22 protein-coding genes are annotated in these 24,129 nt (G+C 38.8%); 3 read left to right on the top strand and 19 right to left on the bottom strand.

Features of this window, described 5'->3' with window-relative positions:
- The coding region (locus tag BMZ99_RS08560) for an IS3 family transposase (protein ID WP_139214751.1) at positions 1-263 on the top strand (263 nt) is incomplete at its 5' end.
- A 151-nt stretch (positions 264-414) separates the two neighbouring features.
- On the opposite strand, the gene gltA is transcribed toward BMZ99_RS08560, so the two are convergent.
- The 14 genes from gltA to lon form a co-directional block, all read right to left on the bottom strand.
- Positions 415-1,824: an NADPH-dependent glutamate synthase gene (gene gltA, locus BMZ99_RS08555; RefSeq protein ID WP_090935329.1), complete on the bottom strand. Its 1,410-nt coding sequence runs from the start codon at positions 1,822-1,824 to the stop codon at positions 415-417.
- Positions 1,809-2,663, bottom strand: a complete 855-nt coding sequence (locus BMZ99_RS08550) for a sulfide/dihydroorotate dehydrogenase-like FAD/NAD-binding protein (protein WP_090935327.1) — start codon at positions 2,661-2,663, stop codon at positions 1,809-1,811. The genes gltA and BMZ99_RS08550 overlap by 16 nt, the downstream gene beginning before the upstream one ends.
- A gap of 199 nt (positions 2,664-2,862) precedes the next feature.
- Positions 2,863-4,530: a formate--tetrahydrofolate ligase gene (locus tag BMZ99_RS08545; RefSeq protein ID WP_090935324.1), complete on the bottom strand. Its 1,668-nt coding sequence runs from the start codon at positions 4,528-4,530 to the stop codon at positions 2,863-2,865.
- A gap of 96 nt (positions 4,531-4,626) precedes the next feature.
- A complete protein-coding gene (gene folD, locus BMZ99_RS08540) occupies positions 4,627-5,496 on the bottom strand; it encodes a bifunctional methylenetetrahydrofolate dehydrogenase/methenyltetrahydrofolate cyclohydrolase FolD (RefSeq protein ID WP_090935321.1) in 870 nt (289 codons plus the stop codon).
- A 68-nt stretch (positions 5,497-5,564) separates the two neighbouring features.
- A complete protein-coding gene (locus tag BMZ99_RS08535; RefSeq protein WP_090935317.1) occupies positions 5,565-6,413 on the bottom strand; it encodes a UbiA-like polyprenyltransferase in 849 nt (282 codons plus the stop codon).
- On the bottom strand, positions 6,406-7,866 hold the full coding sequence (locus BMZ99_RS08530) for a menaquinone biosynthesis decarboxylase (RefSeq protein ID WP_090935314.1): 1,461 nt from the start codon (positions 7,864-7,866) through the stop codon (positions 6,406-6,408). The genes BMZ99_RS08535 and BMZ99_RS08530 overlap by 8 nt, the downstream gene beginning before the upstream one ends.
- A 33-nt stretch (positions 7,867-7,899) precedes the next feature.
- A complete protein-coding gene (gene tatC / locus BMZ99_RS08525) occupies positions 7,900-8,649 on the bottom strand; it encodes a twin-arginine translocase subunit TatC (RefSeq protein WP_090935310.1) in 750 nt (249 codons plus the stop codon).
- 10 nt (positions 8,650-8,659) lie between these two features.
- Positions 8,660-8,836 carry a twin-arginine translocase TatA/TatE family subunit gene (locus BMZ99_RS08520; RefSeq protein WP_090935307.1) on the bottom strand — a complete coding sequence of 59 codons (177 nt, stop codon included), beginning with the start codon at positions 8,834-8,836 and terminating at the stop codon, positions 8,660-8,662.
- 135 nt (positions 8,837-8,971) lie between these two features.
- Complete coding sequence (locus tag BMZ99_RS08515; protein ID WP_090935347.1) at positions 8,972-9,925, bottom strand: polyprenyl synthetase family protein; 954 nt, start codon at positions 9,923-9,925, stop codon at positions 8,972-8,974.
- A gap of 245 nt (positions 9,926-10,170) precedes the next feature.
- Entirely contained in the window at positions 10,171-11,799 is a 1,629-nt protein-coding gene (locus BMZ99_RS08510) for an L-lactate permease (protein ID WP_090935304.1), read from the bottom strand.
- Between the two features lie 349 nt (positions 11,800-12,148).
- Positions 12,149-12,619 (bottom strand): siroheme decarboxylase subunit beta, encoded by a 471-nt coding sequence (ahbB, locus tag BMZ99_RS08505; protein ID WP_090935301.1) that lies wholly within the window; start codon positions 12,617-12,619, stop codon positions 12,149-12,151.
- Between the two features lie 46 nt (positions 12,620-12,665).
- Entirely contained in the window at positions 12,666-13,118 is a 453-nt protein-coding gene (ahbA, locus tag BMZ99_RS08500; protein WP_090935299.1) for a siroheme decarboxylase subunit alpha, read from the bottom strand.
- Between the two features lie 291 nt (positions 13,119-13,409).
- A complete protein-coding gene (yihA, locus tag BMZ99_RS08495) occupies positions 13,410-14,045 on the bottom strand; it encodes a ribosome biogenesis GTP-binding protein YihA/YsxC (protein WP_090935297.1) in 636 nt (211 codons plus the stop codon).
- The gene (gene lon / locus BMZ99_RS08490; RefSeq protein ID WP_090935294.1) at positions 14,038-16,359 is read right to left on the bottom strand and encodes an endopeptidase La; all 2,322 of its coding nucleotides are present in this window, start codon (positions 16,357-16,359) and stop codon (positions 14,038-14,040) included. Before lon ends, yihA begins: the two co-directional genes overlap by 8 nt.
- A 268-nt stretch (positions 16,360-16,627) precedes the next feature.
- Here lon and BMZ99_RS08485 point away from each other — a divergent pair, with 268 nt between their 5' ends.
- Both BMZ99_RS08485 and BMZ99_RS08480 read left to right on the top strand, forming a co-directional pair.
- Entirely contained in the window at positions 16,628-17,167 is a 540-nt protein-coding gene (locus BMZ99_RS08485) for a hypothetical protein (protein ID WP_090935291.1), read from the top strand.
- A complete protein-coding gene (locus tag BMZ99_RS08480) occupies positions 17,168-18,649 on the top strand; it encodes an AAA family ATPase (protein WP_090935288.1) in 1,482 nt (493 codons plus the stop codon).
- A 58-nt stretch (positions 18,650-18,707) separates the two neighbouring features.
- Here BMZ99_RS08480 and BMZ99_RS08475 read toward each other — a convergent pair whose 3' ends face one another.
- From BMZ99_RS08475 to tig, 5 genes are all read right to left on the bottom strand, one after another.
- Positions 18,708-18,902 (bottom strand): DUF378 domain-containing protein, encoded by a 195-nt coding sequence (locus BMZ99_RS08475; RefSeq protein ID WP_090935344.1) that lies wholly within the window; start codon positions 18,900-18,902, stop codon positions 18,708-18,710.
- Between the two features lie 25 nt (positions 18,903-18,927).
- Complete coding sequence (lonB, locus tag BMZ99_RS08470) at positions 18,928-20,604, bottom strand: ATP-dependent protease LonB (protein ID WP_090935286.1); 1,677 nt, start codon at positions 20,602-20,604, stop codon at positions 18,928-18,930.
- 128 nt (positions 20,605-20,732) lie between these two features.
- A complete protein-coding gene (gene clpX, locus BMZ99_RS08465; protein ID WP_090935283.1) occupies positions 20,733-21,995 on the bottom strand; it encodes an ATP-dependent Clp protease ATP-binding subunit ClpX in 1,263 nt (420 codons plus the stop codon).
- A 14-nt stretch (positions 21,996-22,009) separates the two neighbouring features.
- Complete coding sequence (clpP, locus tag BMZ99_RS08460; RefSeq protein ID WP_007930604.1) at positions 22,010-22,615, bottom strand: ATP-dependent Clp endopeptidase proteolytic subunit ClpP; 606 nt, start codon at positions 22,613-22,615, stop codon at positions 22,010-22,012.
- A 31-nt stretch (positions 22,616-22,646) separates the two neighbouring features.
- Entirely contained in the window at positions 22,647-23,936 is a 1,290-nt protein-coding gene (gene tig / locus BMZ99_RS08455; protein WP_090935279.1) for a trigger factor, read from the bottom strand.
- Between the last annotated feature and the right edge of the window lie 193 nt (positions 23,937-24,129).

Below are 24,129 nucleotides of genomic sequence, written 5' to 3'. Positions count from 1 at the left end.
AATATACCTCGCACGGCTATTTGAACCTAACCAAACAGTACGGCATTCTGCCGTCCATGTCAAGAGCGGCTACACCTCTGGATAATGCCCCTGCCGAAAACTTCTTCGGCATTCTAAAAACCGAGTGTATCTACCGCCAAAAAATTCAGACCATTCACCAAGCACGTCATCTTATTGACCAATACATCCACTTCTACAACTTCGAACGCATCAAGACAAAAAATGGCCATACTCCCTTTCAAATCAGGAGCATGGCCGTGTAATTCTAAGCTATCCTACGACAGGGCGTTTCCTGCCTGTCTATTTCCACGGGAGCGGTCTAGTATGCGAAGGCTTTTCTTATGATGGATTCTGCATAAAATGAAATTAACCTATATCACTAGTTCCGAGGAAGATTTCTCTAAGCAATGCATTTTATTGTTTTGCTTTCTTTTCTTGCAAATAACTATCAATCGCTGCTGCTGCTTTTTTGCCTGCTCCCATGGCTAGTATGACAGTAGCCGCTCCAGTTACAATATCACCACCAGCAAATACTCCTGGCTTACTGGTAACTCCCGTTTCTTCATGAGCAGCTATATTACCCTTTTTATTTGTCTCTAATCCTTTTGTGGTAGATTGCACTAAAGGATTAGGCCCTTGGCCAATAGCAATAATGACAGTGTCAACCTCTAATACGAATTCAGAATTTGGAATTTCAATGGGTCGGCGACGACCAGAAGCATCGGGTTCTCCCAGCTCCATTCGTACACATTGAAGACCTGTAACCCACCCTTCCTTATTGCCGATTACAGCGGTAGGAGCGGTAAGGAATTGAAAATCAATACCTTCTTCCTTTGCATGATGAATCTCTTCTAATCTTGCTGGCAACTCTGCCTCCGAACGACGATACACAATATAAGAGCGATCTGCTCCCAAGCGCAGAGCAGTTCTTGCTCCATCCATGGCTACGTTCCCACCACCGACAACCGCTACTTTTTTTCCTACATGAATGGGTGTACCACATTCTGGGAAACGATAGGCTTTCATCAAATTGCAGCGAGTCAAAAATTCATTTGCCGAATAGACACCATTGAGATTTTCTCCTGGAACTCCCATAAAGTAAGGAAGTCCTGCTCCTGTACCAATAAAAACAGCGTCAAACCCTTCTTCTTCCATGAGCTCATCAACGGTAAAAGTACTGCCAATTACAGCGTTTACAACAATTTCCACGCCAAGCTTGCGTAAATTATTAATTTCTACTTGAACTACTTCATCCTTGGGCAAACGAAATTCGGGAATACCATACATTAAGACACCACCTGGCAAATGCAAGGCTTCGAAAATCGTAACTTTGTACCCCTTTTTCGCTAAATCGCCTGCTACTGCCAGGCCTGCTGGTCCAGAACCGATGACAGCTACTTTTTGTGCATCTGGGGCATAATCAATTGCAATGATCTCTTCCCCTTTATTTCGCGCAGTATCAGCCACATAACGTTCTAAACGACCAATACCTACTGCTTCCCCTCTTTTAGCCAAGACACAGTATTTTTCACACTGCTCTTCTTGAGGACATACCCTGCCGCAAACTGCTGGAAGGCTGTTCACTTCTTTTATTTTTGCAATGGCTTCGTCCATATTCCCTTCTTTTATCTCTTTGATAAATGCAGGAATATCGATTTGTACGGGACACCCCTTACGGCAGGGTGCTGTTTTGCATTGCAGGCAGCGAGCTGCTTCTGCTTTTGCCAATTCTTCCGTATAGCCAAGGCTTACCTCGGAAAAATTCTTTGCCCGTATTTTAGGTTCTTGCTCTGGCATTGGATTTTTATTTAGTGAGAGTGACATTTACAGCCCTCCTCTCTTTTACCAGCAATATGCTCACTATGCTGTTTTTCATGAGGTTTATACATACGCTGACGGGCCATTAAACTTTCAAAGTCAACTTTATGGGCATCAAATTCCGGACCGTCAACACAAGCAAATTTATTCTCCTGACCAACAGAAACTCTACAGCCTCCGCACATGCCAGTCCCATCCACCATGATAGGGTTCAAGCTGACAACTGTAGGTACACCATAAGGCCTAGTTGTTTCTGCAACAAATTTCATCATAATAACAGGACCAATCGCTACGACTAGACTGATTGTTTTATCGGAGTCTAATAACTCTTTTAGTGGCTGGGTAACCAAAGCTTTAATCCCTTTTGATCCATCATCTGTTGTAATAATCAATTGATCACTGACTGCCGCCATTTCTTCTTCATAAATTAAAATCTCTTCAGAACGAGCACCAATAATGGAAATCACTTCATTACCTGCTTCTTTTAAACCTCGAGCAATAGGATATACCGGTGCTATGCCAATACCGCCGCCTACGCAGACCACAGTACCAAACTTTTCAATATGAGTAGGCTTACCCAATGGGCCAACTAAATCTAATAAGAATTCTCCTTGCTGTAAGCGGCCTAACTCAAGAGTAGAAGCGCCTACTTCTTGGAAAATAAGAGTAACACTGCCCTTTTCCCGATTGAAATCGGCAATCGTTAGAGGGATACGTTCCCCATGGTCATTTACACGCAAAATAACAAATTGTCCTGGTTTTGCTTTTTTTGCAATAAGAGGCGCCTCCACCTCAAAAAGTTGAACACTTGGCGCCAGCTGCTGTTTCACAAGAATTTTATACACAAGAAACCTCCTTAATTAAGGAAAAGTAAAGCCCTTACCGATTTTACCCTTCCAGAATCTTCTCGAATCGCAATGCAAATAATAGTCCAAATTTTATTGGTAACAATGTCTTTAATTTTATCGTTTTCTCATGATAAGTCAATACTTAATCAATTATGATTCATTATTTATAATGAAAACTGTCTTTTTCTTGTTTGTCTTAAAACAAGCCAACAATTTTTCCTGCATTATCAATATCCATTTTTTCTGCCGCTGGACGTTTGGGCAGTCCTGGCATGGTCATCACTTCACCTGTCAGAGCTACTAGGAATCCCGCTCCTGCTGCTACTCGAATCTCACGCACAGTGATGGTAAAACCAGTAGGCCGTCCTAATTGATTCATATCGTCACTCAAAGAGTATTGAGTCTTTGCCATGCATATGGGTGTCTTATCAAAACCTAAAGCTGTAAGTTCTCTAATTGTTTTCTCTGCTTGTGGAGTGTAGCTGACCCCTTCAGCCCCATATATTTCCCTGGCAATAGTTGCAATCTTATCCTTAATCGATGCATTCACATCATATAAATAATTGAAATTGCCGGGCTGTTCACAAGCTGCAAGAACTTTTTGGGCCAGTTCTATACCACCTTGACCGCCTTTAGCCCAAACTTCTGATAATGCAACCTCAGCGCCCAACTCCATGCATTTTTGTCTTACAAATTCAAGTTCTTGAGGAGTATCTGCAGGAAATGCATTAATAGCAACGATTGCAGGCAAACCAAATTTCTGCATATTTTCAATATGTTTTGTCAAATTCGCCAAGCCTTTTTCTAAAGCTGGCATATTTTCTCCCACTAACTCTGTTTTAGGTACACCACCATGCATTTTTAGAGCACGAACAGTAGCAACAATTACCACTGCATCCGGTTTAATCCCCGCAAACCGACACTTAATATCTAAAAATTTCTCAGCACCCAAGTCGGCACCAAAACCAGCTTCTGTAACACAAATGTCAGCCAATTTTAATGCAAATTTAGTCGCCATTATACTATTGCAGCCATGAGCAATATTAGCAAAAGGTCCACCATGGACAAAAGCTGGAGTATGTTCTAATGTCTGCACTAGATTAGGTTTTATTGCATCTTTAAACAATAAGGTCAAAGCTCCAGTAACATTTAGTGCTTCAGCAGTAATTGGTTCATTTTCGTAGGTATAGCCAATAATAATTTTGCCAATACGAGCCTTCATATCGTCTAAATCGCTGGCTAAACATAAAATAGCCATCATTTCAGAAGCAACTGTAATATCAAAACCGCTTTCCCGAGGTATACCATTTATTTTTCCGCCTAGTCCGCAAATAATCGAGCGTAGTGAACGTTCATTCAAATCCATTACACGGCGCCAGGTAATACGCCTAGGATCTAAACCGAGTTCATTTCCTTGATGAATATGATTGTCAATCATAGCGGCTAATAAATTATGAGCCGTTGTAATTGCATGAAAATCTCCAGTAAAATGCAAATTAATATCTTCCATCGGTACTACTTGCGCATATCCGCCACCAGCAGCACCACCTTTCATGCCAAAACAGGGTCCTAAAGATGGCTCCCGCAAGGCTATAGCCACTTTTTTTCCAATTTGATGTAACGCATCGCCAAGACCGACAGTAGTCGTTGTTTTTCCTTCTCCCGCTGCTGTAGGATTAATGGCGGTAACCAGTACTAACTTTCCATCAGGGCGAGTTTTGATCTTTTCCCAAGTTTGTAATGCTACCTTCCCTTTATATTTCCCATAAAGTTCAAGGTCATCTTGAGTAATACCAAGCTGACTGGCCACTTCTTCAATATGTATCATATGCGCCTCTTGCGCAATTTCAACATCACTTTTCATTTTATATACCTCCTTATATAATTACAGCCAAATTGATTACTTGATACAGTCGCTTCGTTCAAGCATCATTTGGCTATAACACTACCGAATAATGATCTACCTATCTTTATTACACTGCAACTGAGCAGCTGTTACCGTATTACTAAGGAGCATCGCAATGGTCAAAAGACCAACGCCTCCTGGCACAGGGGTAATGGCTCCTGCCACTTCTTTTATATCGTCAAAGTTAACGTCACCCACTAATTTTTTATCTGCAAGACGATTGATCCCCACATCAATTACTACGGCACCTGGTTTTACCATATCTTTAGTCACAAAATGAGCTTTTCCAATTGCGACGATTAAGATATCCGCTTGAGAAGTGATGCTGGATAAATTGGCAGTCCGAGAATGGCAGATGGTTACGGTAGCATGACGGGATAATAATAAATTTGCCATAGGTTTACCAACAATATTACTCCGCCCAATGATAACTGCATGTTTACCCGCAATTTCTATATTGGCAAGCTCCAAGATTTTGATACAGCCAGCAGGTGTGCACGGTACAAGATGTTCTTCACCAATTGCTAATTTTCCAACATTTACAGGATGAAATCCATCCACATCTTTATCAGGGTGAATTGCTTTTAAAAGCTCTGTTTCATCATGTTTTAAATCATCAGGCAATGGTAATTGTAATAGGATCCCGTGAATGGCAGTACTATTATTCAAGATATCAATCTGCGCTAATAATTCTTGCTTAGTTACACTTGCCGGCATACGTATCACTTCTGAATAAATGCCTAATTCTTCACAAGCCTTATGTTTATTAGCTACGTATACTTTTGAAGCAGCATTCTCACCAACAATGATTACTGCCAATCCAGGCGTAATTCCTTGTGACCTTTTCAGTTTCTTAACTTCCTCTTGCACGTTCTTTTTTATTTCTGCTGCAAAAACTTTACCTTCTAATAATGTTGCTGTCATATGACATCCCCCCGTGCTGTTTATCTTTCTGGTGCAGAAGAATTATTTCTGCCTTAATCCGATCTTCTTTATGCCAGAATACTAATTACAGTAAATACTAATAAGGCAATACTTACTAATCCATTACGCATAAAATAAGCTTGAGTCACTAAGCGAAAATCAGTAGGGGTGACAATAGAATGCTGATAAATTAATACAAATCCAGCAAGTATTACACCTGCATAATAGATTCCATGCATATTCATAAGTTGTCCTACTAAGAAAAAGCCTATAATACTAAGCATATGCATCACTTTACATATAAGCAATGTTCTTGGTATGCCAAAGTGCACTGGCATAGAATGCAGCCCATTTTTTTTATCGAAAGCAACATCTTGACAGCCATAAATCGCATCAAAACTAGCAATCCATACCCCAACAGCTAACCCAAGCAGAATGATAGGCATAGTAAGATCACCCCGTATCGCTACCCAAGAGCCAATGGGTGCAATAGATAACGCCAGTCCCAAAACTAAATGACAAGTCCAGGAAAATCGTTTCATATAAGGATAAATGACTAGAGGGAGTATTGCCAAGGGAGCCAATTGTAAGCATAACGGATGCAAATTAGCTGCAGCCCAAACAAATAGTCCCAAACTGGCTAATGTTAAAAGTATTGCCTCCCAAGGCTTAACCGCCCCGGTTACCATGGGGCGGTTTGCAAACCTTGGCTGTAATTTGTCATACTTTAGATCAATACAATTATTTAATGCCATAGCTGCACTGCGTGCGCCCACCATAGCCAAAGTAATCCAGAAGAATTCTCTGCCTGTAGGCATACCGCCAGATGCTAATATAGCACCAATATAGGAAAAAGGTAAGGCAAATACAGTATGCGATAATACAATATTATCAAGATGTGCTTTAATTTTACTCAAGGCCTAATCCCTTCCATTTCTTGTCAACCATTTCTTTAATTTCAGCTGACATTTCAATTTCATCCGGCCATTCTCGGGTATAGCCTTCCGCAGCCCAAGCTTTTGTGGCATCAATCCCCACTTTTGTTCCCCAGTTTGGCATCGGTGAGGAATGATCCAGTACATCCAGTGGTCCATCCACCATTACAATATCACGGCGAGCATCAATGTTATTATACACGCGCCACCATACTTCATTCATATCCTGCACATTGACATGTTCATCCACGACAATAACCATTTTAGTAAACATCATTTGCCCCATACCCCATATCGCATGCATTACTTTTTTGGCTTGCTGGGGATAGGTTTTCTTTATCGAAACTACGGCACAATTATGAAAAACGCCCTCTAAAGGCAGATTTAAATCGATGATTTCCGGCAGATTCATTTGCAATACAGGCAAGAAAATACGTTCTGTAGCCTTTGCTAAGAAACAATCTTCCATTGGCGGTTTGCCTACGATGGTAGCTGGGTAAATAGGATCTTTACGATGAGTAATACAAGTAATATGAAACACAGGATAATCATCAGCAAGGGAATAATAACCCGTATGGTCACCAAAAGGTCCTTCCCTTCTCAATTCATCAATCATCACATATCCTTCTAGGACAATTTCCGAATGTGCTGGTACTTCAACATCTACCGTTTCACATTTAATCATTTCTACAGATTTTTTACGCAGAAATCCTGCAAATACCATTTCATCAATATCTTTCGGCAAAGGAGCCGTAGCTGCATAGGTAAGAGTCGGATCAGTACCAATAGCTACAGCCACCTCAATACGATCTTTACCTAATGCCTGATGAGCCCGATAATTTTCTGCCCCATTCTTATGAATATGCCAATGCATACCTGTCGTTTGTCCATCATAGACTTGCAAACGATACATTCCCACATTTCGCTTGCCATTCAAAGGATTTTTAGTAAATACTAAAGGTAATGTAATAAAGTTTCCAGCATCACCCGGCCAACATTTTAAGATAGGAAATTTATCTAACGAAGGCTGATCTTTAATAATGACTTCTTTACATGGCCCGCTCTTTACATACTTAGGAAAGTTTATCGCACGCTTAGCGGTAGGAATAATCTTCAGTAAATCTAATTTATTCTGCACAGAAATATAAGGTAGTTTGAATATTTCTTTAACTTCTGCTGCAATATCATCAAGCTTATCTACGCCTAAAGCCAACGCCATACGCTCCATACTCCCAAAAGCATTCATAAGTACAGGCATATTGTATCCTTTTACATTTTCAAAAAGTAACGCTACATTTTTCTCACCAGACATTTTTGATACCCTGTCTGTGATCTCTGTAATCTCAAGATCACAATCTACTTCTTCTTGAATGCGCTTTAGCCAACCTCGCTCTTCTAGAGCATGAATGAATTCACGTAAATCAGTATATGCCATATACAACTTCCTTTCATTGGCTTTTCATGAATATTATTTCTTTAAAAGATATTTTACAATCAAAATACTAAGTTCATATAATACAATTACGGGCACAGCTACCATCGTCTGAGAAAAAACATCTGGAGTAGGTGAAATAACAGCACCTACCACAAATGATAATACCAAAACATGTTTACGCTTGCCAGTTAAAAAACTCGAACTTATGAGACCAAATTTAGCCATGACGATGATAAACAACGGCAACTCAAAGATAAAGCCAAAAGGAAGTAAAAAAGAAATGACAAACGATAAATACTCACCTAAGGATAGCAATGGTTGTAGATTGTCTGTAGCAAATCCCATAAAAAACTTAATTCCAGCTGGCAATACAAGCAAATAAGAAAAAGTAATTCCTATAAAAAATAACAGCACCGAGGAAGGCACTAAAATAATAGAAGCCATATGCTCCTTCTTCGTTAGCGCTGGCACAACAAATGCCCAAACTTGGTACAGTACAATTGGCAATGCTAGTAAGAAACCAGCAAAAACAGATACTCTTATATATGTAAAAAAGGCTTCTGCCGGACTCATGTAATACAATTTACCAGCAGGAGCCGTAATATATTGTACTAACTCGGCAGCATAAAAATAACTAATCAGACTCCCCGCAGCCACAGCTATAATGATAATAATCAGCCTACGCCGCAATTCTTGCAGATGTTCTACTAAAGACATTCCATCATCAATAGCAGCATTGTCCGGCTGATCATCATCCTTATCCATATTTATTATATCAGACATTGGGTATTCCTCACTTCTTTTCTTCTGTCTTACTCTCTTCTTGTTTTATCTCTCCAGTTGTAGCTTTCTTAAATTCCTGAATCCCTCTCCCAAGCGCTTTACCAACTTCCGGAAGTTTTCCAGGACCAAAAACCACAAGCGCGATTACTAAAATTAATACTAATTCAGGCATGCTGAAACTAAACATCGATACATAACCCCTTTCAAAGTAGAACTTACTTACTTACTTATTATACCTAAAATTATCTTAAAAGAAAAGACTTGGCTCTCACCAAGTCTTCCGCACTGATCACAAAATCCTTCATAATAAATACTACAAAATTTAATAATTACGCAAACCTACAAAATCAGCTACTGCAATAAATGCTTCCCGATGATCTCCTACTATGTTTGCAGGTATAACCTCACGCGCATATTTTAAGTAATCTGCAACACGGCTATAAGAATACTCAATTGCATCGGTTTCATGCAGGATCGTCAATCCACGTTTAATTTTTTCTTCTGACATATTTTTAGTTTGGACAATCTCATGTAGTTCATCCTTATGCAGACTATGCTCCAAAGCATAAATGATAGGTAATGTTACAATTCCCTGCCGTAAATCATTACCAACAGGTTTACCAATTTGTTCAGAAGATGCGGTAACATCTAAAATATCATCTGTAATTTGAAAAGCCATTCCTAATGAGTATCCATATTCCCGTAAAGCTTTCGTTTCTTCTATAGGTAATCCCACTGCTAACCCACCCAATTCACAGCTAGCAGCAATAAAATTCGCAGTTTTTTGTTCAATGCGCCCTAAATAGTCACTTTCTTTTTGGTCTGCATGAAATGTACTTCGATTTTGGTTAATTTCACCTTCACACATAGAGCAGATAACATCTGTCAATACTTTAAGCATTTCATTACTAACCTTATTTGCTACTAACGAAAAAGCTTTTGCAAATAAATAATCACCAATTAATACCGATGAATGATTGCCCCAACAAGAGTTAGCAGTTGCTTTCCCGCGACGAGTTGCTGCGTTATCAATTACATCATCATGAACCAAAGTAGCCATGTGGATTAATTCAATAGCAACTGCCATTGGCATTATTTTTTCCATATCGGTTACTCGGCCTTTGGTGCACATAAAGTATAAAGCGGGACGCAATCGTTTCCCACCAGCTTCTACTAAATGCTTGCTAATATCCGTTATTAATTTTTCGGGAGAGTGTATAACAGAAAGTAATTCCGTTTCCAATAACATTAAATCGCTTTTAACAACATCAAACATCGATTTTTTATTCACTATTTTAATCACCTACACGCAAAGTCTGTTACTATAATACACTATTATCCGTCTTTACGTCTATTGCTTTTTTTTAATTTTATGACAACATTCGAGATTTCTTTTCACACAATATACCAAATTCTCATATAAAATAGCAATTATTCTTATTAAATCCACTTTAGTACTGCCATAAAAATACTGGGTGGAGAAAACTCTCAACCCAGTATCTTTTCTTATGCTTTAAAAGATTAAGGTATCATCCAACTGAGCCAATATGCCTGGACATAGGTTATGAGACCCACAATTACAGCCAAGACTAGTGAATGCTTTACGGTGAAACTAAACAAGTCACCCTCTTTGCCAACTAATCCTGTAGCTGCAGTGGCTACAGCAATACTTTGCGGAGAAATCATCTTGCCGCAGACACCACCTGATGAATTACCTGCTACAGTTAAAATTGGATCAACACCAATCTGTTGTCCCGTAACAGATTGAAGGTTGCCAAATAAAGCATTAGCAGAAGTATCCGACCCAGTTAAAAATACACCTAACCATCCTAAAAATGGCGAGAAAAATGGAAATAATGAACCTGAACCGGCAAGAAATAGACCAAGAGTAGAACTCATTCCAGAGTAATTCATCACATAAGCTAAGCCTAGAACACAAGGAATAGTAATTAAAGGTTTCAATAATTGGTTAAACGTTTTTATAAAGATAGAGATAAACCGACTGATCCCCACTCCTAGGACAGCAGAAGTCAGTATACTAGCAATAAATAACGCTGTCCCTGCTGCACTTAACCAATTGATTTTGTAAAGAGCAGCTAATGCCACTGGCTGCTTTGCAATTGGAGCAACCTGCGTCACCAGTTTATCTAACCCTGGAACGAGCCATTTAATTGTTACAGAGTCTAAAACTGCTACTACAGGTTTTAAGCCCCATAAGATAACCATTACCGTTAATATAATAAAAGGAGACCATGCTTTTAACACTTTTCCAAAAGTCAAAGCAGCTCGATCTGCAACAAGAGTTGGTGCTGGTTCATTTTCAAATCTCCAGATATTGGCAGGCTTCCAATATTTTAGAAATATAGTTAAGGCAATGATGCAAGCAAGTGAAGATAAAATATCAGGAAGTTCTGGCCCAATATAGTTAGATGAAAACCATTGTATGCCGGCAAAGGATATACCCGCCACTAAACATGCTGGTAAAACTTCTTTTGCAGCTTTCCAGCCCGACATCAATACCACTAACCAAATCGGAATAATAATAGATAAAAACGGAAGTTGTCTTCCTACCATAGAACTGATTTTCATAGTATCGAGGCCAGTAACTTGGCCAGCAACAATGATAGGAATACCAATGCCGCCAAAAGCTACTGGAGCAGTATTGGCAATCAAACATAATCCTGCTGCATATAAAGGATTAAAGCCGAGCCCCACCAACATTCCAGCAGAAATCGCCACAGGTGTTCCAAATCCTGCTGCTCCTTCCAAGAAAGCACCAAAGCCAAAAGCAATTAAGAGAGCTTGCAGGCGCCGGTCATCAGTAATCGTTGCAATAGAATCTTTGACAATTTGAAATTGTCCTGTCTCTACTGTAAGGTTATAAATAAAGATAGCTGTAATAACAATCCAAAAAATAGGAAATATTCCATATAAAGCTCCCATAGCAGCTGAGGTAATCGCTAACCCTGGAGGCATTTGATAAACAAAAATGGCTACTAATATAGCAGAAACTAACGCCAATGCACCAGCAATTTGTCCAGGAGACCGTCGAATAGCTAATAAATAAAAAATTACGATAATCGGAATAGCTGCCAATAATGATGAAAGAGCAAGATTTTGCATAGGATCATATACTTGCGTCCAATTCATTCAGTAACACCCCTTTCTTTTTACCCTATTAACTATCAGATGAAGGATACAATAATTCCATATGAGTTAAGCAAGTAATAATTACTACCACCTCCTCATTCCCTGTTTAGTTTTATATAAATCATTACAAGTTATGCACCTCCTAAACAAATAATGTCTGTATAGCGATTGTTGTAAAATGCAGAATTTTCACATATTTACTTTTTTCTACACTTATATATAAATCCCCTCTTTTTTCTGATACACAACAATAAGTTACTTCTTTCACTATAAAATATCACTCTGATCCAAAAAATAACAGCAGCACATGTACACCCCATGTGCTGCTGCTACGGTTTATTACTAATAATTAATCTTTAAAATATTGCATGCTAATTTTTTTCCATTCTTTAGTGCTAAATAGCATAACATATTCCTGCAATCCTGTACGCTTAGCGATATCTTCTGCTAGCACCTTACAGTCCTTACGGGTATGAGCATGAAGCATTGTATAAAAATTATAGGGCCAACCAGGCTGGGATATTCTGGAATAGCAATGAGATACTACTGCATCTTTTGCTAGTAATTTTCCAATTTCATCAATACGCTCCTCAGGAACAATCCAGGCACATAAAGCATTCGCTGCATAACCAACTTCCCGATGTCTTAGAACAGCTCCCATTTTGCGAATCTTACCTGATTGACGATATCCCTTCAATCGTTCTAAAAGTTCATCTTCATCAATCCCTAATCTTTCTGCTATTTCCAGATATGGTTTAGCCACTAAGGGAAAGTCTTCCTGCATAATCACAATAATCTTTTTATCTAATTCGTCTAACATAAGTCACCTCTTTTCCAGCTTATTTTAAAGTACGATCTCACATTTTCTAGGTTAAAGAAAACTGTACACTCACTTTAAACTTTTGCGTAGCTGGTAAATTAAGCAATCGCACGACACCCTCAAGATTACGAATTGTTTCTAATATTTCATCTTGTTTCAAAAGGTTTGGACTCAATAGCGTAAACCACAAATTTAAATCTGCTTCCCGTTCATAGTTATGGGTAACCCCATAATAAGAATTAATAACTTCTGCAACTTGAGAAATATACTCCGCTTTTACTTCTAATGCCACTAAGGTCCCAATATAACCAAGCTTGGTAGAATCAAAAAAAGGACCAATACGACGGATGAATCCGTGCTCTTTTAAGAACTTTAGTCTTTCAATGACAATTGTTTCCGTTGTTTCTAGTTTTTCTGCCACTAATGCGAAAGGACGCTTCTCAAAAGATAAATCCGTTTGAATGATATTCAATAAACTCTTATCAAATGCAGTAAGCATAAACAACTCCTTTTTATTTATTTTTTACCAGATACCCCTATGCAACAGTCAGAATGCCATAACATGGTAAGTGTAACGGCGTATAGCAATAGATAACATTCTGATGATATTATATAAGTAAACCTATTCATTTTTTAGTTTATTTATCCACAAAAGCAATTCGATATGCCTTAAAAGAAAAAAACCTGGATTGCACCAAGTCCACTCCTTTGCTCAAAATCAGCAGTGAATTGTTAGTTATTTCATCAAAAAGGAGAACAGCCTATGCTATTCTCCCTTTGCATTTATATTTCATTTTAACAGAATCTGCCCAATTACGTCAAGTAACTCTGGACGCCCTAAACCTTTTTCTGAAGAATAGGCAATAATATGATCACCTTTCATTCCTAACCCCTTACGTATTGCTTCCACATTCTTTTTCACAGCCATACGATTGAGTTTATCAGCTTTGGTTGCAATTACTTGTACTGGTACATCCTTTTCAATTAGCCACTTATAGGTGTTAATATCACTCTGCATTGGGTCATGGCGGATATCAATTAATTGACATACCAGCTGCAGTCTGGAAGACTTTAATAAATATTCTTCTATAAACTTCGCCCATTGCTGCCGATTGGACTTACCTGTACGGGCATAACCATATCCAGGTAAATCTACGAGGAAAAAATCACGCTTATCCGTGTCACTTAATTTAGCCATCAGCTTATAAAAGTTAAGGGTTTGTGTTTTTCCTGGACTGCCACTTGTACGCGCTAATCCATTACGTCTTGATAATGAATTGATCAAGGAAGATTTACCTACATTAGATCGCCCTATAAACGCAATTTCATGCAGCTCCCCTTCGGGATATTGATCAATTTTTACAGCTGAAGCGATATATTGTCCACTGGTGATATTCATATCTTTCTTTATTACTTCACTATTCACTTTTGCTCACCAATGCCGCTTTTAGCACCTCATCCATGTGTTCTACTAATATAAACTCCAAGTGCCGTTTTACATTTGCAGGTATCTCATCTATATCCCGCTTATTTTCTTTTGGCAGGATGATCGTCTTAATACCAACACGATGAGCAGCTAAGACTTTCTCTTTTATGCCACCCACAGGCAAAACTCGCCCTCGCAAGGTGATTTCTCCTGTCATCGCAACATCACTCCGTACAGCTCTGTTCGTCAACGCTGATACGACTGCTGTAGACATACTAATGCCTGCTGAAGGTCCATCTTTAGGGATACCACCTTCTGGTAAGTGAATATGAATATCCGTTTCCTCTTGAAAATTCCCATCAATCCCCAATTCTTGAGCACGAGTACGAATGTAGCTAAAGCCTGCTTGTGCTGATTCTCGCATGACCTCGCCCAGCTGCCCTGTCAGGAGTAGTTTTCCCTTTCCCTTCATAACAGAAACCTCAATAGCAAGAACATCCCCGCCTACTTCGGTCCAAGCCAGGCCTGTACTTACTCCTACCTGCGGCTGACGCTCGGCCTGCGTATGACGATATCTAGGAGCACCTAAATATGTGTGCAAATTTTGAGCAGTTACTTTCACATTCGTACGCTTTTCTTGTACAATTTGGCGCGCAACTTTACGGCATAACGTAGCAATATTTCGCTCTAAACCACGTACTCCTGATTCCCGAGTATAATCACCAATGATCTTTTGCAGGGTAGTGTCAGAGAAAACAATTTGTTTATCCGTCAAGCCATGATCTCGAACTTGCTTAGGGACTAAATAGCGTTTTGAAATCTCAATTTTTTCTTCTTCCGTATAACCAGGAATATTAATAATTTCGATACGATCTAGCAGAGGGCGAGGAATGGTATGCATCACATTCGCCGTTACTACCCATAAAACTCGGGAAAGATCATAAGGCACTTCAACATAATGATCACTAAAAGTATTATTTTGTTCCGGATCTAAAACTTCTAACAAAGCAGCAGACGGATCACCTCTAAAATCTGCACTCATTTTGTCAATTTCATCTAGCAAAAATACTGGATTTTTCGAACCTGCAGTACGGATTCCTTGAATAATTCGACCGGGCAAGGCTCCAACATAAGTACGACGATGACCGCGAATTTCGGCTTCATCTCTTACACCACCTAAAGAAACTCGAACAAATTTTCGATCCATTGCTTTAGCAATCGAACGAGCCAGAGACGTTTTTCCTACTCCGGGAGGTCCCACAAGGCAGAGAATTGGTCCTTTCATCGTTTCTGTCAATTTGCGAATCGATAAATATTCTAATATGCGTTCTTTTACTTTTTCTAGACCATAATGATCTTCATTTAATATTTTTTCAGCGTTATTAACCTCTAGCATATCTTCAGTCTCTTTGGTCCAAGGTAATGCCAATAAGCAATCAAGATAGGTACGGATAACAGCGCTTTCTGCTACCATTGCCGGCATTTTTTCAAGACGTTCAATTTCTTTATTAATTTTTTCTGCAACTTCCTTAGGAAACTCTTGCTCTTTGAGTTTATTTCTATACTCTTCCACCTCAGCTGCACGATCGTCTTTTTCACCTAATTCTTTTTGGATTGCCTTTAATTGTTCGCGCAAATAATATTCTTTTTGCGTTTTCTCCATTTGTTTACGAACACGAACGCTGATCTTCTTTTCCAGTTCAAGAATCTCCATTTCACGCCCGAGAATTTCACATAACTTTTCCAAACGCTCTTTCACATCAACTGCATCAAGTAATGCTTGTTTGTCTTCAATTTTCAAAGATAGATGGCTGGCGATTAGGTCTGTTAAACGACCTGGCTCTTCAACCACTACAACTGAAACCAATGTTTCCGGTGGAATCTTTTTGCTCAGCTTCACCCATTGCTCAAAATGCGCAATGGCTGTACGAGTTAAGGCTTCTATTTCTAAAGTACGTATTTCTGGCTCATCAAATTCCCTTACTTCTACTTGATAAAAGTTCTCCGAATCCGTATACTTTATTATTTCAGCACGGTGTAATCCTTCTACTAGTACTCGAATCGTACCTCCAGGCAGCTTTAATAATTGCTTAACCTCGGCTACTGTTCCAAATGTAAAAATCTCCTCAGGCGTTGGTGCATCATTTTGCGCATCCTTTTGTGTAGCAAGCATAATGAAACGGTCATTTACCATGGCTTCTTCTAATGCGCTAATTGACTTTTCACGCCCCACATCAAGATGGATAATCATATATGGGAAAACTAAGATGCCTCTAAGGGGCAGTAGCGGTATGGTGCGTACTTTATTTAGCATAAAATTAATCTCCTTTAAATTGTCCTTATCCTATTACTATTATTTTCATCCTTAACATTTATAAATATTCTTATTTACTCTGCAAAAATCCTTTTTGTAGAAAATAAAAAACGTATAAAATAGTAGAATTTTACCTTTTACACCATTTGTAATCAATAGTATAATATATTATGTTAACTAGATATTCTTTATTCACTAATTTAGCCCAATAGCTAAGTCAGATGCTCGTATCAGAACACAAGGCATGGATTTGAGAGGGGAAAAATATATGAATTGGCAAAAATATAATTGGTCAATTATTATCATCAGTGTCCTCTTCACCTTCGCAGCTGCCAGCAGCAGCTATTATTTTTGGCAGCAGCACACAATGACAAAACCATTAATATTGGCCATAGAAGACATTGAAGGTGTAGAAGCTGTAACCTTAAACAACCAAGACAAATCCCAAAGCATTTTAGAAATTCATGTGACTCTTAGCAATCTCAATAATCTGCAAACAACTTACGAGACTATCAATCACGCCATTAGGACGAATATCGGAGCTAAGCAATATAAACTCATCCTTCATGACCATAAGACTCCCTCCTTAGAGAATTTTTATTATTCTATTCATCATCAAATATTTGAAGGGCTCGCCACAGGAAACTTTAGCAGCATGCATAACAGTATTCAAGAAAAAGCCATTGCTGCTGATATAAAAGCACAGGTATATATAGATACGAATTATCTATATATACAGCTCACCACTGCAACAGGGAATCTCTACCAAGTAATTCCCAGACAATTAGAGGATAAAGAGGTGAGATAGATGTATTTAACGGAGTTGGGTATAGGTGTAACCACAGGTCTTCTCCTTTTTATGCTTTGGCAGGGATATGACAGCATCCTACTATTTTTTATTGTTGTACTCGCTGTTACTGGAATCTACTTTTATTACGCTAATGGTACTAAGAGGTCTTTTGCTGTGAATAAGAAGAAACGATCTGCCTCTACCCTCATTCAATTTGATGATATTGGGGGCCAAGAAGTTGCAAAGCAAGAATTGCGGGAAGCTGTAGAGTTTATAAAAGATTCATCTCGTCTCAGTCATTTAGGCATCCGCCCAATAAAAGGAGTGTTATTAAATGGTCCGCCAGGTACCGGAAAAACTCTTTTAGCAAAGGCAGCTGCTCAATTTACAGATTCTGTTTTTCTTTCGGCTAGCGGCTCTGAATTCGTAGAAATGTATGTCGGAGTTGGTGCTCAGCGTGTTCGTGAATTGTTCCAATCTGCCAAATCTCTCGCTAAGCAGCAACGCAAAGATAGTGCAATTCTTTTCATTGATGAACTGGATATTCTGGGAGGAAAACGGGGGCAGAATGCAGGAAATGCAGAATATGACCAAACCCTAAATGAACTTTTGGTGCAAATGGACGGACTATCTTTTGATGACAGCATTAAGATATTAATTATTGGCGCTACCAATCGTATAGATATTCTAGATTCGGCCTTACTGCGCCCAGGACGTTTCGACAGACACGTAAAAGTAGAACTGCCTGATAAAAAAGGACGTTTGCATATCCTCAGACTGCATACTAAAAATAAGCCCTTAGCATCAGACGTCTCATTAGAAACACTTGCCAGAAATACCTTTGGCTTTTCAGGAGCCCATTTAGAAAGCTTAACGAATGAAGCAGCCATTCTGGCTCTGCGTGAAGAAAAGGTAACCATCACATCTGAACACTTTCAAAGTGCAATTGATAAAGTCATCATGGGTGAAAAATTAGATCGAAGGCCAAACACACTTGAAAAAGAACGTATTGCTATTCATGAAGCAGGACATGCATTAGTAAGCGAAATCACACGGCCTGGTTCTGTAGCGACAATCAACATTGCCTCTCGCAGTAATGCCTTAGGTTATGTAAGGCAAACAACATTAGATGATACGTATTTATACACATTAGATGTAATTAAAAATAAAATTGCAGTAGCACTAGCTGGTGCCATCGCTGAAGAAATAAACTTAGGCAATCGTAGTACAGGCGCATCCAATGATTTTAAGCAGGCAATCGACTTAGCAAAAGAAATTATTCATAATGGCTTGTCAACATTAGGCATCATATCCGCAGAAGATCTCGCAAAAGATCTTTTACATGCTACTATAACAAGCATTTTAAAGGAAGTAGAACGTTATGTTTACACTCTTCTTTTAACTCACCAAGCCACCCTACAAGCTGCAGTCACCTTATTGTTAGAAAAAGAATATCTGGATGGTGATGACTTTAGATTATTATTGGCAACAACATCTTAATTTTAATAGCAAGATAGCCTTCTTTATTTAGAAGGCTATCTTGCTAACTTGCAATATCTTATGCTGACCTTCTACCTCTATTTAAAAAGCTGATGGACCAGATGCCTGATAAGCCTACTAGTACATAGATAATACGACTTAAGAAAGAAGTCTGCCCACCAAAAATCGCAGCTACTAAATCCACTTTAAATAACCCAACTAACAGCCAATTAAGAGCACCTACAATGACCAGTATTAAAGCAATTCTATCCATAACCATCCTAACCACCTTTATAAACTTAAATTTCCATGCCTGCCGCTGCTAAAATTTCGGACTGAGGCATTATGGCATCTTTGTGAAGTCTATCAACTGTTTTTAATAAAGCGTGCTCGATAGCTTCCTCAAGGGATTCAATTGCAATGACTTGGACTGATAACCCCTGATAGGACTCTTGCCAGTTGTCTTTTGGTATTAATACCCTGGATGCTCCGGCCAATTCTGCTGCATAGATCTTGGCACTTACTCCACCCACAGGTCTTACTAATCCTCGAATAGAAAGTTCTCCTGTCATAGCTATTTTGTTATCAACTGGAATCCCTTTAATGGCAGAATAGATTGCAACTGCCATTGTTACTCCTGCTGAAGGACCATCCACAGGACCTCCACCTGGGAAATTCACATGGATATCATAGCTATGTATATCCATTTTAAAACAATTAGAAAGTACAGTCATAACATTTTCCAAAGAACATTTTGCCATACTTTTACGCCGTATGGTACGCCCTGGTACATCTAATTCTTCTTCATCAACTACTCCGGTTATAGTAAGTTTACCCGTCCCTGAAACAGCCGTTACCTCTATTTCTGTAATTGCCCCTATATCAGCCCCATGCACTGCCAATCCATTCACGAATCCCACTTGGGGAGCATCAGGAACTTTCTTTTCTGGTCGTTTGCTATAATGTCCAAAATTTATGACCCATTCCACATCCTTACAAGTGATAGACTCTCGGCACTCATTAATTGCAACACTTGCCGCGATTTGTACAATATTAACACCATCACGCCCATTGGTAGAGTATTGTTTAATTACTTCAACAGCTTTATCCTCAATCGGAAAATTAAGTTTTTTAGCAGCATTGTATACAATTCTACTTATTTCTTCCGCTAGTATTGGACGGAAGAATATTTCTACACATCGAGAGCGGATAGCTGGAGGGATATCCTGAGGCATGCGTGTCGTTGCACCTACTAACCGGAAATCAGCCGGCAAACCATTCTGGAAAATATCATGGATGTGACTTGGAATGTTGGTATCCTCACTATTGTAATAGGAGCTTTCTAAAAATACTTTGCGATCCTCTAGTACTTTTAGCAGCTTGTTCATTTGGATATGATGTAACTCACCAATTTCATCAATAAATAATAATCCGCCATGAGCTTTCGTTACCGCTCCAGCTTTTGGCTGAGGAATGCCAGCAACCCCTAAAGGACCTGCACCTTGATAAATAGGATCATGAACTGTACCAATTAACGGATCTGCAATTCCACGTTCATCAAATCGAGCGGTCGTTGCATCCATTTCAATAAATTTTGCACTAGACGAAAAGGGTGACAGACTGTTGCGCTTGGCCTCTTCTAGTATCAATCTTGCTGCTGCTGTCTTACCAACCCCAGGCGGCCCATACACTAATACATGCTGAGGATTAGGCCCGCATAAAGCTGCTCTTAATGCCTTTAAACCATCTTCTTGCCCAACAATTTCAGCAAAAGTCGTAGGTCGAGTTTTTTCTGATAAAGGTTCCGTTAAAGAGATTGATCTTAATTTCTGCAACTTGTCAATTTCTTTTTTTGATTCTCGTTCAACTGCTACTCGGTTTCCTTGCTGTGATCGCAGTAAATTCCAAAAATACAACCCGATAACAACTGCAAAAAAGAATTGTATCACAGTGACAATGTTTATCGCATAATCCACTGATTCAAAAACCTCCTCCCCAACAATTCTGATTCTAATTTTAGTATAGGCAAACAACCTGATTTTATCCTGTAAAAAACAGTAAATAAAAAAGGAGAGACATTGTCTCCCCTTTGCATTCGCTATCTTTATGCGGACTCTTCTTTTTTCTTAGACTTACGGTCAACCGTAACTAATATCGGCTCTTCTTTATTTAAAACCACTTCTTTTGTTACAGTGCATTTAGCAACATCAGCACGAGACGGTACTTCGTACATCACATTGCACATAATACCTTCAATGATCGCTCTAAGCCCCCGTGCTCCCGTATTACGCTTCAAAGCTTCTTTAGCAATCGCATCTAATGCATCTTCTTTAAATTCAAGCTGCACATTATCAATCTCTAAGAATTTCTGATATTGCTTTACTAGGGCATTTTTAGGCTCTAACAATATACGTACCAGCGCTTGTTCATCTAGAGCATCTAATGTTACCACTACTGGCAAACGGCCAACAAATTCTGGAATAAGACCAAACTTTAAAAGATCTTCCGGTAGAATTTGCTGCAGCAAATCACCGATGTTCTTTTTACCTTTACTTCTTATTTCAGCACCAAAGCCCATATTCTTCTTACCAGTGCGAGCACTGATCAACTTATCAATGCCATCAAATGCACCACCACAAATAAACAGAATATTGGTTGTATCAATTTGAATAAACTCTTGATGAGGATGCTTACGTCCTCCTTGTGGAGGAACACTCGCTACTGTACCTTCAAGAATTTTTAAAAGTGCCTGCTGCACACCTTCTCCAGATACATCACGCGTAATTGACGGATTCTCCGATTTACGGGCAATTTTGTCAATTTCATCAATGTAGACAATTCCTTTTTCTGCTTTCTCCACATCATAATCAGCCGCTTGGATAAGTTTTAATAAAATATTTTCTACATCTTCTCCAACATATCCAGCCTCTGTAAGTGATGTAGCATCAGCAATAGCAAAAGGTACATTTAGTAGTTTAGCTAATGTTTGCGCCAATAGTGTTTTACCACTACCAGTTGGTCCAAGCATTACAATGTTGGATTTTTGTAATTCTACATCGTCCATTTTACTGCCAAAATTGACACGTTTATAATGGTTATACACCGCTACAGCCATCGTTTTTTTAGCAGCATCCTGACCAATTACATACTGATCAAGAATATCTTTTATTTCTTTAGGTTTTGGAACATCACGAAGCTCAATATCAATTTCTCCGCTTAGTTCTTCCTCAATAATCTCATTACACAGTTCAATACATTCATCACAAATGTATACACCAGGACCAGCTACCAATTTTTTAACTTGTTCCTGCAACTTACCGCAAAAAGAACATTTGAGTTGACCTTTGTCATCCCCAAATTTTAACATACTATATCACCTCTTTATTTGGGACTTTCATGACGTTTTTCTCCACGGACAACTACAGCATCAATAAGACCATATTCTTTAGCCTGCTCAGCAGACATAAAGAAATCACGTTCTGTATCATGCTCAATTTTATCTTTTGTCTGTCCAGTGTGTTGAATAAGAATCCCGTTAAGAAGTTCCCTAAGTCGCAATATTTCTCTAGCATGAATTTCAATATCGGTAGCCTGCCCTTGAGTACCACCCAAAGGCTGATGAATCATGATACGGGCATAAGGAAGTGCATAACGCTTTCCTTTTGCACCTGCAGTAAGCAAAAGAGCCCCCATACTTGCCGCTGAACCGAGGCAAATAGTAGAAACGTCTGGTTTAATATACTGCATGGTATCATAGATAGCCAATCCAGCTGTCACTACACCACCTGGACTGTTAATGTACACATGAATGTCCTTTTCAGGATCTTCCGATTCCAAAAACAGTAATTGGGCAATGACAAGATTCGCCACATTATCATCAATGGGACCACCAATAAATATAATTCGATCTTTTAGAAGTCTGGAAAAAATATCATAGGACCTTTCCCCGCGACTTGATTGCTCTACTACTATTGGTACAAAATTCATAGCATAACACCTCTATTGATTTATTATTCTATTACTCTTTTTCTACACTGTCAATAATCAGTTGAGCTGCTTTTTTACGTAATATAGAATCAAATACAGTAGACATCTTTCCTTGTCCGTTGATAATCGCTTTTACATCTTCGATTTCAGCGCCGTATCCTTTAGCAATCGTAGCAATTTCAGCATCAACTTCTTCAACACTTACCTCTAATGCTTCAGCTTTTACAATAGCTTCAAGCAGTAAATCAGTTTTAACATTTGCTACAGCTGATTCATGATAATTTTGACGTAATGCCGCTATATCTGTATTCATGTACTTCATATAATCATCCAGCTTCATTCCGCGACTTTCTAAGTTGGCACCTAAGTCTTCAATCATCTTTGAAATACGGTCTTCTACCATAACGTCAGGAATCTCCACTGTGGCATTTTCCACAGCTTGCTTAATCGCTTCATTACGGAAATCACGATCCGCTTTATCACTAGCAGCCTTTTCTAATTTATTCTTAATATCAGCCTTTAATTCCTCAACTGTATTAAAATCGCTTACATCTTTAACAAATTCATCATCTAATGCTGGCAGTTCTTTGCGTTTTACATCGTGAACTTTTACTTTAAATACAGCTTCTTTGCCTGCCAAATCAGCAGCGTGATACTCCGCAGGGAAGGTTACATTTACATCAATTTCAGAACCGGCTTTTGCACCAATTACTTGTTCTTCAAAGCCAGGAATGAAAGTGTTCGATCCAATTTGCAGCGGATAAGCTTTGCCGTCTCCGCCAGGGAAAGCCACACCATCTACAAACCCTTCAAAATCAATAATAGCAAAATCACCATCTTCAATAACCGCATCTTCTGCTACTACCATTTTTGCATGGCTATTACGCATCGTTTCTACTTCTGCGCTGATTTTTTCTTCTGTAACTTCTTCTACTGCTGCAGCAATCTTCAATCCTTTATATTGTCCCAAAGTAATTTCTGGTTTTGCCACTACAGTAGCTTTAAATAGTAAATCTTTATCTTCAGCTAAAGTAACAACATCAATATGAGGACGGCTTACTGGTTCAATTTTATTATCTTCAAGAGCTTGAGCATACGCAGGGCTAGCCATGATTTCAAAAGCTTCATCCAATAAAGCTTCTTTACCAATATGCATTTCTAAAATGCGACGAGGTGTTTTTCCTTTACGGAACCCCGGAATATTCACTTTATTAGATAATTTACGATATGCCTTTTCAACTGCTTTTGCTACTTCCACTTGAGGTACTTCAATTTCAAAGACCACTTTATGATTGTCTATTTTCTCCATTGTTGCTTTCATTTCGTATTGTATCCTCCCTATGTAATTAGTTGGCGACATTATGTGTAACGCCAAAAATAGTATTACCATTTTTAACATGTTTTCTATGTTAGTTCAAATAAATTCCTTACTTTAGACATAAATCACTACACTTTAGAATGTCATACCCCATATGATACCATAAGTAAATAACAAAAACAAGATATATGCAAAA

This window comes from Pelosinus propionicus DSM 13327 (assembly GCF_900114615.1).
Lineage (GTDB): Bacteria > Bacillota > Negativicutes > DSM-13327 > DSM-13327 > Pelosinus > Pelosinus propionicus.
The sequence above is the reverse complement of the archived record's forward strand: the minus strand, read 5'-3'. Positions and strand labels throughout refer to the sequence as shown.

Coding starts and splice junctions, on each gene's coding strand:
- clpX (WP_090935283.1), bottom strand. CDS start 21,995: ATGTTAAAATTTGGGGATGACAAAGGTCAACTCAAATGTTCTTTTTGC.
- tig (WP_090935279.1), bottom strand. CDS start 23,936: ATGAAAGCAACAATGGAGAAAATAGACAATCATAAAGTGGTCTTTGAA.
- ahbB (WP_090935301.1), bottom strand. CDS start 12,619: ATGTTAGACGAATTAGATAAAAAGATTATTGTGATTATGCAGGAAGAC.
- gltA (WP_090935329.1), bottom strand. CDS start 1,824: ATGTCACTCTCACTAAATAAAAATCCAATGCCAGAGCAAGAACCTAAA.
- ahbA (WP_090935299.1), bottom strand. CDS start 13,118: ATGCTTACTGCATTTGATAAGAGTTTATTGAATATCATTCAAACGGAT.
- BMZ99_RS08545 (WP_090935324.1), bottom strand. CDS start 4,530: ATGAAAAGTGATGTTGAAATTGCGCAAGAGGCGCATATGATACATATT.
- tatC (WP_090935310.1), bottom strand. CDS start 8,649: ATGTCTGATATAATAAATATGGATAAGGATGATGATCAGCCGGACAAT.
- BMZ99_RS08475 (WP_090935344.1), bottom strand. CDS start 18,902: ATGGATAGAATTGCTTTAATACTGGTCATTGTAGGTGCTCTTAATTGG.
- BMZ99_RS08485 (WP_090935291.1), top strand. CDS start 16,628: ATGAATTGGCAAAAATATAATTGGTCAATTATTATCATCAGTGTCCTC.
- BMZ99_RS08515 (WP_090935347.1), bottom strand. CDS start 9,925: ATGTTTGATGTTGTTAAAAGCGATTTAATGTTATTGGAAACGGAATTA.
- BMZ99_RS08530 (WP_090935314.1), bottom strand. CDS start 7,866: ATGGCATATACTGATTTACGTGAATTCATTCATGCTCTAGAAGAGCGA.
- clpP (WP_007930604.1), bottom strand. CDS start 22,615: ATGAATTTTGTACCAATAGTAGTAGAGCAATCAAGTCGCGGGGAAAGG.
- lon (WP_090935294.1), bottom strand. CDS start 16,359: ATGCTAAATAAAGTACGCACCATACCGCTACTGCCCCTTAGAGGCATC.
- folD (WP_090935321.1), bottom strand. CDS start 5,496: ATGACAGCAACATTATTAGAAGGTAAAGTTTTTGCAGCAGAAATAAAA.
- BMZ99_RS08480 (WP_090935288.1), top strand. CDS start 17,168: ATGTATTTAACGGAGTTGGGTATAGGTGTAACCACAGGTCTTCTCCTT.
- BMZ99_RS08520 (WP_090935307.1), bottom strand. CDS start 8,836: ATGTTTAGTTTCAGCATGCCTGAATTAGTATTAATTTTAGTAATCGCG.
- BMZ99_RS08510 (WP_090935304.1), bottom strand. CDS start 11,799: ATGAATTGGACGCAAGTATATGATCCTATGCAAAATCTTGCTCTTTCA.